Below are 14,085 nucleotides of genomic sequence, written 5' to 3'. Positions count from 1 at the left end.
CGGCCCGGCGCAGCGCGGGCACCCCTGCTTCCCCGGGCAGGCCCGCCAGGTCCACCGCCTCCTCCCGGGCAGGCCCAGGTTCACTCCTCCGCGTCGCGCAGACTCGCCAGGTTCTGCTCCGCCCCGGGATGTCCGGCGTCGGCGGCCTTCTGCCACCATGTCCGCGCCTCTTCCAGGCGCCCTTGCTCATAGGCGAGCCAGCCGAGGTTGAAGGCAGCGGGGCCGCTGCCCCCGTCCGCCGCCCGGGACATCACCGCTACGGCTTCCTCCACCCGGCCGAGCTCGCTCAGAAGCCGTCCGAGATTGCTCACCGCGTCGGTGTGGCCGTTCTCCACCGCCTGCCGGAACCAGTACTCGGCCTCCGTGGTCCGGCCCTGCCGGACCACGAGGATGCCCAGATTGTTGGCCGCGTCCGCATCACCGCCGAGTGCGGCCTGGCGATACCACCGCTCGGCCTCCTCGTCCTGCCCGCGCCTGGCGAGGAACAGGGCGAGGTTGTACGCGGCCTCGTCGTGGCCCTGTTCGGCGGCCCGCCGGAACCAGGCCTCCGCCTCGGTACGGTCGCCCTCCAGGTTCCTGACGATCCCCAGGTTGTACGCGGACGACGCGACCCCGCCCTCCGCGGCCTGCCGCATCCACCGCAGGGACTCCTCCGTGCGGCCCTCGGCGTGGCTGATCACCGCCAGATTGTGCGCCGCCTCGGCGCTGCCGTGTCCGGCGGCCTTGCGCCACCAGCGCCGCGCCCCTGCCGCGTCGCCGGCCTGGTGGCACAGGTCGGCCAAGCCTCCGGCGGCGCCCATGTGGCCCGTCGCGGCCGCCTCGGTCAGCCATTCCCGGGCCTCGGCGGTGTCGCCGTGCCGGGTGAGCCAGGACCCCAGGGCCACCATGCAGCCGGCATGACCGGCCATGGCGCCCTTGCGGAGCCAGCCCTCGGCCTCGGCACTGTCCTTCTCGTCCAGCGCCAGCCCCAGGCAGTAGACCGCTTCGGGGCGGCCGGCCATCGCGGCCTCGCGCCACCAGCGTTCCGCCTCGTCCTCCTGGCCGTTCATCCGCAGGGTCAGCGCGTAGTGCGACCCCGCCCCACCGGCGCCGTTCTCCGCGGCGATCCTCAGCCAGCGATCCGCTTCCTCCGTCGCCCCCGACGCCCGGAGCAGCATGCTGAGGCAGGCGGCCGACCGCGCGTTGCCGGCCTCCGCCGCCGACCGGAGCCAGGGCTCGGCCTCCGCCGGGCGTTCCGCCTCCCACAGGAGCACGCCCAGATTGTGGATCGCGGAGGCGTAGCCGGCTTCGGCCGCTCGCCGGTACCAGTGCTCGGCCTCGTCCTTCCTTCCCGTCTCGTCCAGCAGGAGGCCGTACTTGGCGGCCGCGGCCCGGTGCCCCGCCTCGGCCGCCCGCTGGAACCAGGTCAGTCCCTCGGGGCGGCCCCGTCGCACGTGCAGTCCGCCGAGTTTGAAGGCGGCCTCGGCGTCGCCCCGGGCGAACTCGGCCTCCCAGCGCTCGATCTCCTCCTGCCGTGTCTGTTCTCCGCCCGCCGCGTCGAGGTCCCAGATGCTGAACTGAACCTCGCTGATGAACCTGTTGTGCAGTTCGTGGTAGCCGCGCCGGCGGCCGATCTCGAAGCCGTACCGCGCCGGGAACTCGGTTTCGCACAACCAGTCGAGATAGAAACGGGTGTACTGACGCCTGAGGATGAGGTCCGAGCGCTTCAACTCGTCCTCCTCCGCGCCCATGTGGACGGAGTACTCCGTCATCAGCAGGCTCGCGGTGTAGAAGGACTCGATCGCCTCGATCATCAGACGGGTGCCGTACCGGACGGCGGTGGTGAAACGGCTGTCAGGGTCCGTCTCCCCGGTCTCGGCCGCCTGCTCCGGATCCGCCGCCTCCGAGGGCGCCTCCGGCTCCTCCGCGACGCGGGGTTCATCAATGCGGTTCAGCCGGACGAAGACGTGATAGTTGACGAGCGAGGTCGCCGCGCTGCAGTCGGCCTGTACTTCGCGTCGCATCGCGGGCGGCAGGTCGCGGACGAGAGCGTCGTCGATCCGCGTGCTCCCGTCGAAGTGGTTCTCCCAGATGTGGCACAGCTCGTGCTGGAGCGCGAAGGAGATGCTCGAGACCCAGGCGTCGCGCTCCTGGCCCTCGGCCCACTCGCGGATCTCCGGGGAAAGACCGGGAAGGCGCTCCGCCGCGCCGAAAGCCGACCGGACGGCCACCGGTTCCTCGCGCCCCGGCGCCGTGGCCCGCAGATAGCCGAGGACGGTCTCCTCCAGAGCGTCGCCGGCCCGCGTCCGCGGCATCTCCTGGTGAAAGGCGTTGAACGCGTACGCGCCGGGCATCTGGAGCGCCACCTCGGCCGCCAGTCCCAGAGCGATCGCGGAGACGGCGATCACGAAGCCTTCGGTCCTGCCGGGATTCTTGAACACCCGTGACTGATGGGCGTCGTCCGCGACGCAGATAGCCTCCACCGACGCCGCCAGTCGCCGTGCGCGCTGCCGCTCCTCCGGAGGCACCGACATCAGCAGACCGTCGAGATGGATACGCAACTGCAGGTTGAGCTGCTCGACTTGCTGCCAGCCCCGTTGCAGATCACCAGCGCCCAGCTGCCGCACGGTCATCGGCTGGTGCAACGTCCGGCACAACCGGGCTGCCTCTTCGGCGAGTTCCCGGTTCTGCACATCGCGGAAGACGACACTGCGCTGCGCGCTGATCCGCATACCCCGCACCCCGTCCTTCAGGTCTGGTCGTCCATCGCCGCACGCATCACGTCCACCACGCCGTGGACATCCCCGTCCACGTCCTTGACCAGCACCTTCCCCTCGTGGTCACGGACCACGATCACCCCGCGAGGCAGCGACCTCTCCTTCTTGACGGAGACGTCCCCGTCGTAGAGATCGATGACCAGGCCGCGCCGGCAGTGCCGGGACACCGAGGCGATCAGCCTGGGCAGCGCGGCGGCCAGCACTCCCGCGGACAGCAGGATCTCGGCCAGTTCCGAACTGCCCAGCGCCTCCACCGGCCGCGCCTGGATGCCCTCCTCGGCCAGCGCGGCGAGGAGCTCCTCCACGGAGGACTTCTCCGCGAGGATGTGGACGACGATGTCGGGCGTCTGCTCGGTGATGCTCAACTGCACCTCACGTTTCACGAGGCTCGATCCTGCTCGGGTGCGGACCGCGCGCGGGACTACACGCAGGAGGCGAAGTCGCCGACCCGGTGCCAGTCCGTTCCGTTCATGTTCACCGCGCAGCCTGCGGCTTGGAGCCGCTGCGCCAGTTCCTGACGCCGCCGGGTCGAGTCGTTCATCCGCAGGACGTGGCGTCCGCCGATGTCGCTGAACGGGCGGACCTGCCCCAACTCGACCAGCACGGTCCTGTTCTCGTCACGCCCCATCGCCATGCCCGCCTCGAACAGCACGTTGGGTCTGGCCTGCCCGGTGGGGCCGGTCTCGTACGGCGGCTCGTGGGGGCCGTGGAACTCCTCCTTCAGCCACGCGTAGTCGTCCGGGGTGATCAGCACCAGGACGGCCGCGGCCCGCCGGAAGGCCAGGTCGAGGGTCTCACCGACGTACGGCGACGGTCTTCCGGTCTCCATGACGGCCTCGTTCCATTCGATCGGGCCGAGGGAGAGCGCACGGAGGAACGCGAACATCTCGTCCCTGGCCCTCGTGTTGCGTCCGTGGACGACGAACACCCGGCGCCGGTCGGGCTCCCCGCCGGCGGGCGGACCCTCGTCCGGCCGCGGGGAGCCGGTCGCCCGGGAGCCGGGGGCCGAGGTGATGTACCGGTCGGTGACGTCCTCGCCATGGGCGGCGATGCCGGCGTGGGTCGGTCCGAACAGTCCGGCCCCCGAAACGCGCGCCTCCCGGCGCAGGAGGGCGTCGATCTGCGCGGCGCCCAGATCGGAGTGGTTGATCCGGATGCGCTCGAGGTCCGCCATCGGTACCGTCGCTCCACCGATGACGATGGGGCGACCCTCGTGGTACGGCTTCAAGAAGTACGCCTCGAGCTGCTGCTCCGTGAGGTCGAGACGGACTTCCACGCGGGACGGGTCGGACCGGGTGGTCACACGGACATGAAACGGCATGCGAACTCCGCGGGACACAGGCCTGACTTCACGATCGCAATGAAGTCTCAGGGACGACAAAGGACACGTCCACAATAGAGGGCGCGGAAGCCGATCCACTCCCATCCGCCGGCAACGGCACGATCCGCCGATCCGGGGGCGCTGTCCCTCACCGCCCCGGTGGACCCGTCGTGCGGACCGGCCCTGCCAGGTCAGGCTCTCAGCCACTCCGTGACGATGACGTCCTCGCCGGTGCGCAGCCGCAGGGCGAACGGTCCGCTGGGCGGCGCGTCGCTCGTGAAGCGGCCCAGGACGTCGACCGGGACCGGCAGGACCGTCCGCGGACCGCCGAGCACCTCGATGCGCGCCGGGCGCGGAGGCAGCAGCTGGCCGATCAGCCCGTCACCGGTCACCTCCACGTCGACGGTCAGCTCGCCGGCCTGGAAGGTCAGCATGCGCGGTGCCTGCGGCGCGCCCCTGACCGGCAGCGCGTCCACGAGCGAGTCGAAGGTCAGCTCGGCGACGCGGGCGTCGAGGTCGTGCAACGCGTACGCCTCCAGCGCGAGTTGGAGGAGTCCCTCGGGGACCGGGTCGAGCACGGCGGCCGCCCGGCGCAGTTGCTCCTCCAGGAGGTCCTCGTCCGGACCGGAGCCGCCGAAGTCCTCCTCCGGACCCCCGAACTCCCCTTCCGGACCTACGAATTGCCCGTCCGGGCCCGCGAATCCCCCGTCCGGGAGACCCCCGTCCGGGAGATCCTCGTCCGGGAGCTCCTCGTGAGGGAAGCCGCTGTCGTCCATGCCGTTCACGCCGCCCCCCGTGCGTCCAGGCGGGCCCTCAGTCGGCGCAGACAGCGCTGGCGCAGGGGCCCGATGCTCCCGACCGCGATACCGAGCGCGGCCGACACCTCTCCGTAGCTCGGCGGCGGCGAGGCCATCAGCACCCGCAGCAGCTGCCTGCATCGATCGCCGAGTTGTTCGAACTCCTGCCACAGGTGACGGATCCGCTCGGCGCGGTCCGCCTCCTCCTCGGAGTCGAGCAGCGACTGCTCGGGCGTCCGCTCCTCACTGGCCCGGTCCAGGACCCGCGGGTCGTCCGTCAGCGTCAGCCGGGTCAGTCCCTTGAGCACCTTCAGGCACTCGTTCCGGGCGGTACTCGCGAGCCACGCGCCCGCCTTCTCGGGTTCCCGGATCCGGCCGAGATGCTGGGCGAAGCGGAACCACACGGTCTGATAGACCTCGTGTCCGTCGGCCTCCGAGAGCCGGTGCGCCCGCACGACCGACCACACCAGCGGGCCCAGCCCCTCCACCAGCGCCTTCCAGGCCGCCGCGTCACCGTCGACGGCCGACCTGACCAGCGCGCCGACCTCTGCTCGGTCCACGGCTCCACCCCTCGTGTACGGCACGTCATCGTACGCCGAGGAGAGGAGGGTTCCGGCCCTCATGCGGGCTGCGCCGTGATCGCGACGGGGACAGGTCGCCAGGTCGGCGGCCTGAGCGCCGGTACGCGCGCCCCGCGCACGTCGGCGGATTCGGCTCCGGAACGCAGCAGTTGGGCGCGGGCCGCACGGGGGTCGCGCTCCCCGTGCGCCGTCATGTGGGCGGCGACCAGTCCGGCGACGACCGGGGTGGCGAAGGACGTGCCGCTCCACTGGGCCAGGCCGTCGAACATGACCTGGTCCGGCTTGGCCGCCGTGCTCTCCCGGGCCTCGGTCAGCACCCCGGTGTGCCGCGGGTACTGGCAGGTGCAGGCGTAGTCGAAGCCGTAGCGGCAGGCGTCGTAGGTGGAGTGCTGGTAGACGTACGGCACGGGCGCGCCGAAGCCGGTGAGGGCGCTGGTGAGGCGCTCGCCCGGGGCGTGCACGGCCACCCACGGGCCGTGGTTGCTGAAGCAGGCGGCGGACTCGCCGTCGCCGCGCAGCGCTCCGACCGAGAGCACGCTGTCCTCGTAGCCGGGCAGTGTGGCGTAGGCGGCGGGCCAGAACGGGTTGTCGGAGCCGTCGTTGCCCGCCGCCGCGACCAACAGGGTCTTCTGCGCGCGCAGTTCGCTCATGAACGCGTCGAGCCCGAGGAGTCCTTCGGTGCCGCCGGTGGACGTGCCCGCGGAGAGGCTGATGATGTCGGGCCAGCCGCCCTGGTCCACGGCGTCGAACAGCGCGGCCCCGAACTCGGACTCCAGGACGGCGCCCGCGTCGTTCAGCGTGCCGCGCACGGTGATGCCGGTGTTCGGCGCCACGGCGGCGACGATCCCGGCGATGAACGTGCCGTGCCCGACGTACTGCCGCAGCACCCCCTCGGCGTCGGTCTCGCCGGTCTGGAGGTCGCCGGTGGTGTGGGCGAGGAGGGGGTAGGAGGCGTGGTCGTGGACGAGTCCGGTGTCGATGACGAGGACGCCGACGGCACTGTCCGGGTCGTACGAGCCCTGCGCCGGGGCGGGGTTGGGGGCCTCGCCGCGCGCCACGGGCACCGGCTCGTCGCCGGGGCAGGCGTTGACGGCGATGTGCACGACGTGGTTGCGGGTGACGAGCGGGCGCCCCTGCCGGCCCTCGGCCTCCCGCAGCGCGCCGAGGGCGTGGTGGACGACGTCGTCGCCCCCGGCCGGGTCGCCGACGCGGATGCGGGTGACGCCGGTGCGGTTGGTGTCGGGCCCGGTGCGGCGCACGTGCTCGGGGACCAGGCCCTGGGTGTCGGTGAAGTGGGTGCGGACGGTGTCCTCGACCAGCCGGGCCTCCTCGCCGTCCCGGGCGAGCACGACCCCCTTCTCGTAGAGGAACTCCCCCGCGTCCCCGGGGCCCATGGCGAGGGGGACGCCGGGCATCTGGCGCTGGATGTGACCGAACTGCTCGTGGAATCGCTGTGGTGCCATGCTGTGTGTCCTCCCCCGGAACCGGTCGTCCGACATGCAGAGTCGCCGGACGACCGATTGATACATCCCCCGGACCCGGCGCGTACAGCGCTGCCGCGGATACACCGCCGGGAAGAACCGTGTGACGGGTGCGCGCGGGCCACTACCATCCGAGGGGTGACAGCGGGAAACGAGCCGGTACTCGAGCTGCTGCCGATGGTCTTCGCCGATCCGGCCGAGGCCCGGGCACGCGCGGAGGCGCTGCTGCGCACCGGGCCGTCACCGCTGCACGCCGGTGTCGCCCACCAGGTACTGGGCATCTGGGAGCGGGACTTCGGCGACATGCGGACCGCGCTCGGCCATCTGCGCCGGGCCAGGGACCTGTCCGCGCGCGCCGAGTCGGCCGAGCGGGAGGCCGATGTGCTGGCCACGCTGGGGGTCGCACTGGTGCACGCGGGGCGCACCCGGCAGGGGCTGGCGTCGTTCGAGCGCGGGGTGGCACGGGGTACGGGACACACGCGGGCGCGGGTGCTGTACCGGCGGGCCTATGTGTGGTGGGTGCTGGGCCGGCACCGTGAGGCTCTGGAGGACGTGCGCCGGGCCCTGCCGGTGCTGCGGCAGGTGCGGGACGACATCTGGACCGCGCGGGCGCTGACCCTGCGGGCCACGGTGCATCTCGCGGTGGGCGCGGTGGACCGGGCCGACGCGGACTTCACGGCGGCGGAGCGGCTGTGGGGCACCACGGGCCAGGAGCACGACAAGGCGGACGCGGTGGAGAGCCGTGGTCTCGCCGCGTTCCGGTCGGGGGACATCCCGGCGGCGCTGCGTCTGCTGGACGAGGCCGAGGAGCGGTACGCGAAGCTGGGCACGCCGACGTTCATGCTGTCCGTCCGGCGCTGCGAGGTGCTGATGGCGGCCGGGCTCGCCCCGGAGGCGCTGACCGAGGCGGACACGGCCATCGCCCAGCTCGACCGGATAGGCGGCCAGTCCACGCGCAAGGCCGAGCTGCTGCTCGCCGCCGCGCGGGCCGCCCGTTCGGCCGGTGACCCGCACACCGCCACCGCCCGCGCCGCCGACGCCGTACGGCTGTTCGCGGGGCAGCGGCGGACGTGGTGGGAGGCGCACGCCCGGCTGGTGCTGACGGAGGCGCGCTCGGTCTCCGGGCGGGGTTCGGGACGTCTGGTCGCGGACGCGGCGGCGGTGGCGGAGCGGCTGGCCTCCTCCGGCTCGCCGGCCGCCGCCGAGGCCTCGCTGCTCGCGGGGCGCACCGCGCTCGCGCTGGACCGGCCGCGGGAGGCGGAACGGCACCTGGAGGCGGCCGCGCGCAGCCGGCGCGGGGGTCCGCCGCAGGCCCGGGTGACGGGCTGGGTGGCGCAGGCGCTGCGGGCCCGGGCGGCGGGGTCCGCGCGCGGGGTGCTGGAGGCGTGCCGGCGCGGGCTGGACGTCCTCGACGACCACCGGATGACCCTCGGCGCCTCCGAGCTGCGGGCCCGTGTCACCGCGCAGGGCGCCGAACTGGCCGCGCTGGCACAGGCGGCGAGCCTGGCCCAGGGCAGTCCGCGGCGACTGCTGGAGTGGAGCGAGCGGTGGCGGGCGACCGTGCTGTCCGCGCCGCCCGCCCGGCCGCCCGCCGATCCGGCCCTGCTCGGCAGCCTCACCGCCTACCGGGAGATCGCCGCCCGCGCGGAGGAGGCGCGGGCCGGCGGCCGGCCGATGCCGGCCCTGGAGCGCGAACAGCGGCGGCTGGAACGGGAGATCCGCTCCCGCACCCATCACATGCGCGGCGACGCGCCGGGCGGTGGCGACCGCTTCGACACCGGCCGTCTGCTCGACCGGCTCGGCGGGACCCGGCTGGTCGAACTCGCCGTGGTGGACGGGCGGGTGCACGTCCTGCTGTGCGGCAACGGCCGGGTCCGGCGGTTCGCGGGCGGCTCGCTCGACGAGGCGGTGACCGAGGCGGAGCACGTGCAGGCCGGACTGCGTCGGCTGGCGCACCCGGGCGGCGAGGCGCGGCTGCCGCTGGTCGCCGCCGCCGGGCGCCGTCTGGAGGAGCTGCTGCTGGCCGGGGCGGCCGCGCATCTGGGCTCCGGGCCGGTGGTGATCGTACCTCCGGGCGCGCTGCACCGGGTGCCGTGGGCCCTGCTGCCCGCGCTGCGGGACCGGGTGCTCAGCGTCTCCCCGTCGGCGGGCAGCTGGCTGCGCGCCCGCGAGACCGAGCCGCCGCCGGGCGGCCGGCACGTCCTGGTACGCGGCCCGGGTCTCGCGACGGGCGGCGCCGAAGTGCCCGGACTGGCGGGCCGGCACGGCGGCGCGACCGTCCTGGAGGGTGAGGGCGCGCAGGTTCCGCGCGTCCTCGCGGAGCTGGACGGCGCGGCCCTCGCCCATCTCGCCGCGCACGGCACGTTCCGCGCCGACAGCCCCTTGTTCTCCGCTCTGCGGATGACCGACGGTCCGCTCATCGTGCACGACTTCGAGCGTCTCGCCCGCAGCCCCTACCGCATCATCCTGTCCAGCTGCGACACCGCGCGGCTGGCCTCGGTGGGCGCGGACGAACTCCTCGGCCTGGTCACCGCGTTGCTGCCGCTGGGCACGGCCGGGGTGGTGGCCAGCAGCGCCCCGGTCAACGACGCGGCCGTGGTGCCGCTCATGCTCGCCCTGCACAAGGGCCTCGACGCCGGTCTGTCCCTGGCCGAGGCGTTGCGCGACGCCCGTGCCGTCCAGCCGGCGGACCCCGTCCACCAGGCGACGGGCTGGGCGTTCGCGGCCTTCGGGGCGGCGTAGGGGCCCTCCGGCGGACGGGAGTGCGGCCTTCGGGGCGGCGTAGGTGCCCCGCCCGGACGGGAGTCCGGCTTTCGGGTACGGCTTGGGGTGCGGGTGAACGGTGGGGCGGCCCTGATTACCCTTGGCCTTCGCCGGGACCGATGCCACGCGCATCCGTGCCAAGCGGATCCGTGTCACGCGGACCGGCACGGCACGAGGCACGAACGGCGGCGGCCCGACCGGCGGCCGCGGCGGCGCCGTACGCACACCGGACGAGGAGGCCCGATGAACCCCTTCACACCTTCGGAGAGCGACTCCACGCGGACGGGATCCGTTCGCCCGTCGTCCTGGGCCGGGGCCCAGGACTTCCTGCGCGCACGGGGCGCCGCGGAGATGCCCCACCCGGGCGGGACCCTGCTGGAACACCTGAACCGCGTCGCGGCGGTCCTGGGCGAGTGGGGCGCCGGCGAGGACGTCCGGCTCGCCGGGCTGTGCCACGCGGCCTACGGCACCGACGGGTTCGACCACCCCCTGCTGGACACCGGTGAACGCGGCGTGCTCGCCGGCCTGATCGGCGAACGGGCCGAAGCCCTGGTGCACCTGTACGCGAGCTGCGACCGCGCCGTCGTCTACCCGCGCCTCGGCGGCCCCCGGCCCGTGCTCTTCCGCGACCGTTCCACCGGCCGCGAGCACACCCCGGCCGAGGCGGACGTACGCGCCTTCCTGGACATCACCGCCGCCAACGAACTCGACGTGTTCGCCCACAACGCCGAACTGGCCGAACGCCATGGACCGGCGCTCCGGCGCCTGTTCGCCGCCTCGCGCGACCTGATGTCCCCGGCTGCCTGGGAAGCCTGCGCCCGGCAGCCGGGCCGGTAGCCGGGCTGGTAGCCGGGCCGATGGCGGCGGCACGCCCCTCACGCCGACTCCGCCGTCACCTCCACCGGGTCGGTGAGCCAGGGCAGCGCGCCGCGGTCGCTGGCGCCGAGGCGGGTGTAGGCGCTGTACAGGTGGTTGCCGACCGTGCGGACGGACAGGGTGAGGCGCTCGGCGATCTGCCGGTTGCTGAGGCCCGCCGCCGCGAGGGTGACGATCTGCCGCTGCCGGGCGGTGAGCTCGCCGAGCACGAGTGCCGACAGCGCGGGGGTCCGGGCTCCCGGGCAGCGTCTGGCCAGCGCGACCGCGCGGGTGCGGGAGAGCCGGGCGGCGCGCGGGTCGCGGTGGGCGCGTACGGCCTGGGCGCACGCCTCCGCCGCGAACAGGACGAAGCCGCGCTCGGCCAGTTCCCCGGCCACCCGGTCCAGGGCGTGCCCGTCCAGCCGGACGAGCGCCTCCGCGTGCCGGGCGAACACCCCCCGGTCCCGCAGCCGTCCGGCCACCCGCTCGGGCGCACCGAGGCGGACGGCGTCGTACAGCGCGAAGGTGTCGTCCCCGGTGATCCGGGCGACGGCGCCGTCGAGGTCGCCGCGGGCGGCGGCGCCCCACACGCCGTCCCCGGCGTCGCCCTCCCCCGACTGCTCCAGGCAGAGGCGCAGTTCCCCCTCGCAGTCCGCGTCACCCGGTGCCCGGCGCAGTCCTTCCCGTGCCCAGGCGGCCGCCTCGCGCAGTTCGCCCCGCAGCCGGGCGTACCGTGCGCGTACGGCGGCGTACGGGGCGGGAACCGGCAGTTCCCCGGAGAGCAGCCAGTCCCCCACCGGGGTCGGCACGTCCGTCACCAGGCCGCGCTCCCAGCGTCCGACGATCTCCGCCCGTTCGGCCTCCAGCGCGTCCAGGCAGTGGTCCGGTGCCGGCGCCAGCCGGCGGGCCCGCAGCCGCCCGGCGGTGGCGCGCAGGGCGGGTCCGTGCAGCGGGTGGGCGAGGGTGACGCCCCCGCCGTCGTCCACCTGGATCAGCCCGTCCGCCTCCAGCGCCTCCAGGACGTCCAGGTCGAGTCCGTCGAGAGGAACCGGCAGGGGCTCGGCGAAGGCGAGGCGGTCGAGCGTCTCGCGTTCACCGGGCCCGGACCGGTCCAGCGCGGCGGCCAGCCGTCCCCGTACGGCGGGCGTGACGGGGACGGGACCGCGCCAGGCCCACTCCTCACCGCCGTCGACGCGGCGCAGCCCCCCGGACTCGCGCAGCGCGCCCAGCAGTTCGCGCAGCAGCCGCAGATCGCCCCGGCACAGCCGGTGCAGCCGGGCCGCGCTGAGGGGTTCCAGGCCGGCGGGGGCGAGGAGCTGGGCGGTGTCCTCCCGGGGCAGCGGCTCCAGTGACAGGCGCGGCAGCAGCTCCCCGGTCCACAGCCGGGACACCGCCTCCGGTGCCGGGGCCCCGTCGGTGACGGCCACGACGAGCCGGGTGCGGCCGTGCACGGCGAGCTGGTGGACGAGCGCGGCGGAGGCCTCGTCGAGCAGATGGGCGTCGTCCACGACGAGGAGCCGTACGCCGCACAGGAGCTGGACCGCGCGGTGCAGCGAGACCGCTTCGGGCAGCAGGTGGGCGAAGGCCGCGAAGGGCAGATGGCGGGCCTCCGGGGTGCCCGTCACGCGGGCCCGGTCGGTGCCGCGGAGCGCCTCGGCGATCAGCCGGGTCCTTCCGCAGCCGGCGGGCCCGGTCAGCACGATGCCGTGCCGCCCGACGGCGAGCGAACGGCGGACCAGCTCCAGTTCGTCCTCCCGGCCGGTGAACGGCCAGGGCAGTTCCAGGGTCTTGGCGTCCTGTTCGTATGTCGTCACGTCAACAGGAGTGCGGGTACTCAGTTCTGATACAGGGCGACTTGAGTAGCCCCCGACTCAGGTGCCCGCCCGCTCCTGGACGGCAGTCTTTCTCCCGGGACCGCAGTCCGGCACCGGGGGACGGCGGCGGAACGCCTCCTTCGGGGGAGGGAGACGTTTCGCCGCCACACCGGTGCTCCGAGGGTGCCGCACCGGACACGGGGACCGGGGCGCGCGGGGACCCGCTCGGCGGCACTGCGCGTCCCCGGGGGGGCCAGGAGGTGCGGACGGGGCCGGGGCGGCCCGCCAGGGTCTTTCCTCCGGGTCAGGCCCTAGACCCCGGCGAACCGTCCGCGCCGGCCGGTACCGGTGTCCGCGCCGGGGTGGGCGAGGCCGAGGTGGTCGCGCAGGGTGGTGCCCTCGTAGTCGGCGCGGAAGACCCCCTGTTCCTGGAGGATCGGGACGACCCGGTCGGCGAAGACGTCGAGACCGCCCGGTGTGATGTGCGGGACGAGGACGAATCCGTCGGCGGCGTCCTCCTGGACGAACGTGTCGATGCTGCGGGCGACGGTGGCCGGGGAGCCCACGAAGGTCTGCCGGTTGCCGGTGTTGATGACCAGGTCGCGGATGGACCACTTGTTGGCCTCGGCCAGCTCGCGCCATTCCCGGGCGGTGGCGAGCGGGTCGCGGTACATCCGCACCTGGGCGCGGCCGCGTGAGATGTGCTCCTCGGAGACCAGCGGGTCGACGTCGGGCAGCGGACCGTCCGGGTCGTGGTCCGACAGGTCGCGGTTCCAGACGAATTCCAGGTGCTTGAGGGCGGTGGCCCCGCTGACCTGCTGCCGGCGCACCTCACGCGCCAGCTCGGCGGCCTCCTCGTCGGTGTCGCCGAGCACGAAGGTGGCGGCCGGCAGGATGAGGAGCTCGCCGGGTTCGCGGCCGTACCGGGCGAGGCGGCCCTTGACGTCCGCGTAGAAGGCCTTGCCCTCGTCGAGGGTGGCATAGCGGCTGAAGATCGCGTCGGCGTCGGAGGCGGCGAACTCGCGGCCCTCGTCGGAGTCGCCGGCCTGGAAGATCACCGGGCGGCCCTGCGGGCTGCGCGGGACGTTGAACCGCCCCTGGATGTCGAAGTGCCGGCCCCGGTGCGTGAAGGCCCCGGCCCGCGCGTCCCGCAGGAAGGTCCCGGTGGCCTGGTCGGCGAGGATCTCGTCGCCCCGCCAGGAGTCGAACAGCTCGTGCGCGGTGGCCAGGAACTCCTGGGCGCGGGAGTACCGGTCCTCCTGTGGCAGGAAGCCGCCCCTGCGGAAGTTCTCGCCGGTGAAGGCGTCCCAGGACGTGACCACGTTCCAGGCAGCCCGGCCGTCCGAGAGGTGGTCGAGGGAGGCGAACTGGCGGGCCACCTCGTACGGCTCGTTGAAGGTGGAGTTGATGGTGCCGGTCAGGCCCAGCCGGTCGGTGACGGCGGCGAGCGCGGCCAGCACGGTGAAGGTGTCCGGGCGGCCGACCACGTCCAGGTCGTATATCCGCCCGCCCTGTTCGCGCAGCCGCAGTCCTTCGGCGAGGAACAGGAAGTCGAACTTGGCGCGTTCGGCGGTGCGCGCGAAGTGGGCGAAGGAGCTGAAATCGATGTGGCTGCCCGCCGCGGGATCGCTCCACACGGTGGTGTTGTTGACCCCGGGGAAGTGCGCGGCGAGATGGATCTGCTTCTTGGGCTCGCTCATGGCGTGCGGTCCTCTCC

The 14,085-nt window shown here is 73.9% G+C and carries 10 protein-coding genes; 2 read left to right on the top strand and 8 right to left on the bottom strand.

Going from position 1 to position 14,085, the window contains the following annotated elements; translation table 11 throughout:
- Positions 1-80: 80 nt before the first annotated feature.
- The 6 genes from ACIPRD_RS06655 to ACIPRD_RS06630 form a co-directional block, all read right to left on the bottom strand.
- Positions 81-2,711, bottom strand: coding sequence for a tetratricopeptide repeat protein (locus ACIPRD_RS06655; RefSeq protein ID WP_401560529.1), 2,631 nt, complete (start codon positions 2,709-2,711; stop codon positions 81-83).
- A 17-nt stretch (positions 2,712-2,728) separates the two neighbouring features.
- Positions 2,729-3,139, bottom strand: a complete 411-nt coding sequence (locus ACIPRD_RS06650; protein WP_356408655.1) for a hypothetical protein — start codon at positions 3,137-3,139, stop codon at positions 2,729-2,731.
- Positions 3,140-3,177: 38 nt separating this feature from the next.
- Positions 3,178-4,059 carry a TIR domain-containing protein gene (locus ACIPRD_RS06645; protein ID WP_401560526.1) on the bottom strand — a complete coding sequence of 294 codons (882 nt, stop codon included), beginning with the start codon at positions 4,057-4,059 and terminating at the stop codon, positions 3,178-3,180.
- A 209-nt stretch (positions 4,060-4,268) separates the two neighbouring features.
- Positions 4,269-4,853 (bottom strand): hypothetical protein, encoded by a 585-nt coding sequence (locus ACIPRD_RS06640; protein WP_401561851.1) that lies wholly within the window; start codon positions 4,851-4,853, stop codon positions 4,269-4,271.
- A gap of 5 nt (positions 4,854-4,858) precedes the next feature.
- Entirely contained in the window at positions 4,859-5,497 is a 639-nt protein-coding gene (locus ACIPRD_RS06635; protein WP_356408663.1) for a sigma-70 family RNA polymerase sigma factor, read from the bottom strand.
- Complete coding sequence (locus ACIPRD_RS06630; RefSeq protein ID WP_401560523.1) at positions 5,494-6,918, bottom strand: S8/S53 family peptidase; 1,425 nt, start codon at positions 6,916-6,918, stop codon at positions 5,494-5,496. Before ACIPRD_RS06630 ends, ACIPRD_RS06635 begins: the two co-directional genes overlap by 4 nt.
- 195 nt (positions 6,919-7,113) lie before the next feature.
- Here ACIPRD_RS06630 and ACIPRD_RS06625 point away from each other — a divergent pair, with 195 nt between their 5' ends.
- Positions 7,114-9,678, top strand: a complete 2,565-nt coding sequence (locus ACIPRD_RS06625) for a CHAT domain-containing protein (protein ID WP_401561848.1) — start codon at positions 7,114-7,116, stop codon at positions 9,676-9,678.
- A 264-nt stretch (positions 9,679-9,942) separates the two neighbouring features.
- Positions 9,943-10,536, top strand: a complete 594-nt coding sequence (locus ACIPRD_RS06620; protein ID WP_356408669.1) for a DUF6817 domain-containing protein — start codon at positions 9,943-9,945, stop codon at positions 10,534-10,536.
- 38 nt (positions 10,537-10,574) lie between these two features.
- Here ACIPRD_RS06620 and ACIPRD_RS06615 read toward each other — a convergent pair whose 3' ends face one another.
- Positions 10,575-12,368 (bottom strand): LuxR C-terminal-related transcriptional regulator, encoded by a 1,794-nt coding sequence (locus tag ACIPRD_RS06615; RefSeq protein ID WP_401560519.1) that lies wholly within the window; start codon positions 12,366-12,368, stop codon positions 10,575-10,577.
- Between the two features lie 311 nt (positions 12,369-12,679).
- The gene (locus tag ACIPRD_RS06610) at positions 12,680-14,068 is read right to left on the bottom strand and encodes an NtaA/DmoA family FMN-dependent monooxygenase (RefSeq protein WP_401560516.1); all 1,389 of its coding nucleotides are present in this window, start codon (positions 14,066-14,068) and stop codon (positions 12,680-12,682) included.
- Positions 14,069-14,085: the final 17 nt, after the last annotated feature.

Origin of the sequence: Streptomyces sp. NPDC090108, assembly GCF_044747185.1 — a bacterium.
In the GTDB taxonomy this organism is placed as follows: domain Bacteria; phylum Actinomycetota; class Actinomycetes; order Streptomycetales; family Streptomycetaceae; genus Streptomyces.
Note: the sequence above shows the minus strand (reverse complement) of the source record. Positions and strands in the feature narration are given on the sequence as shown.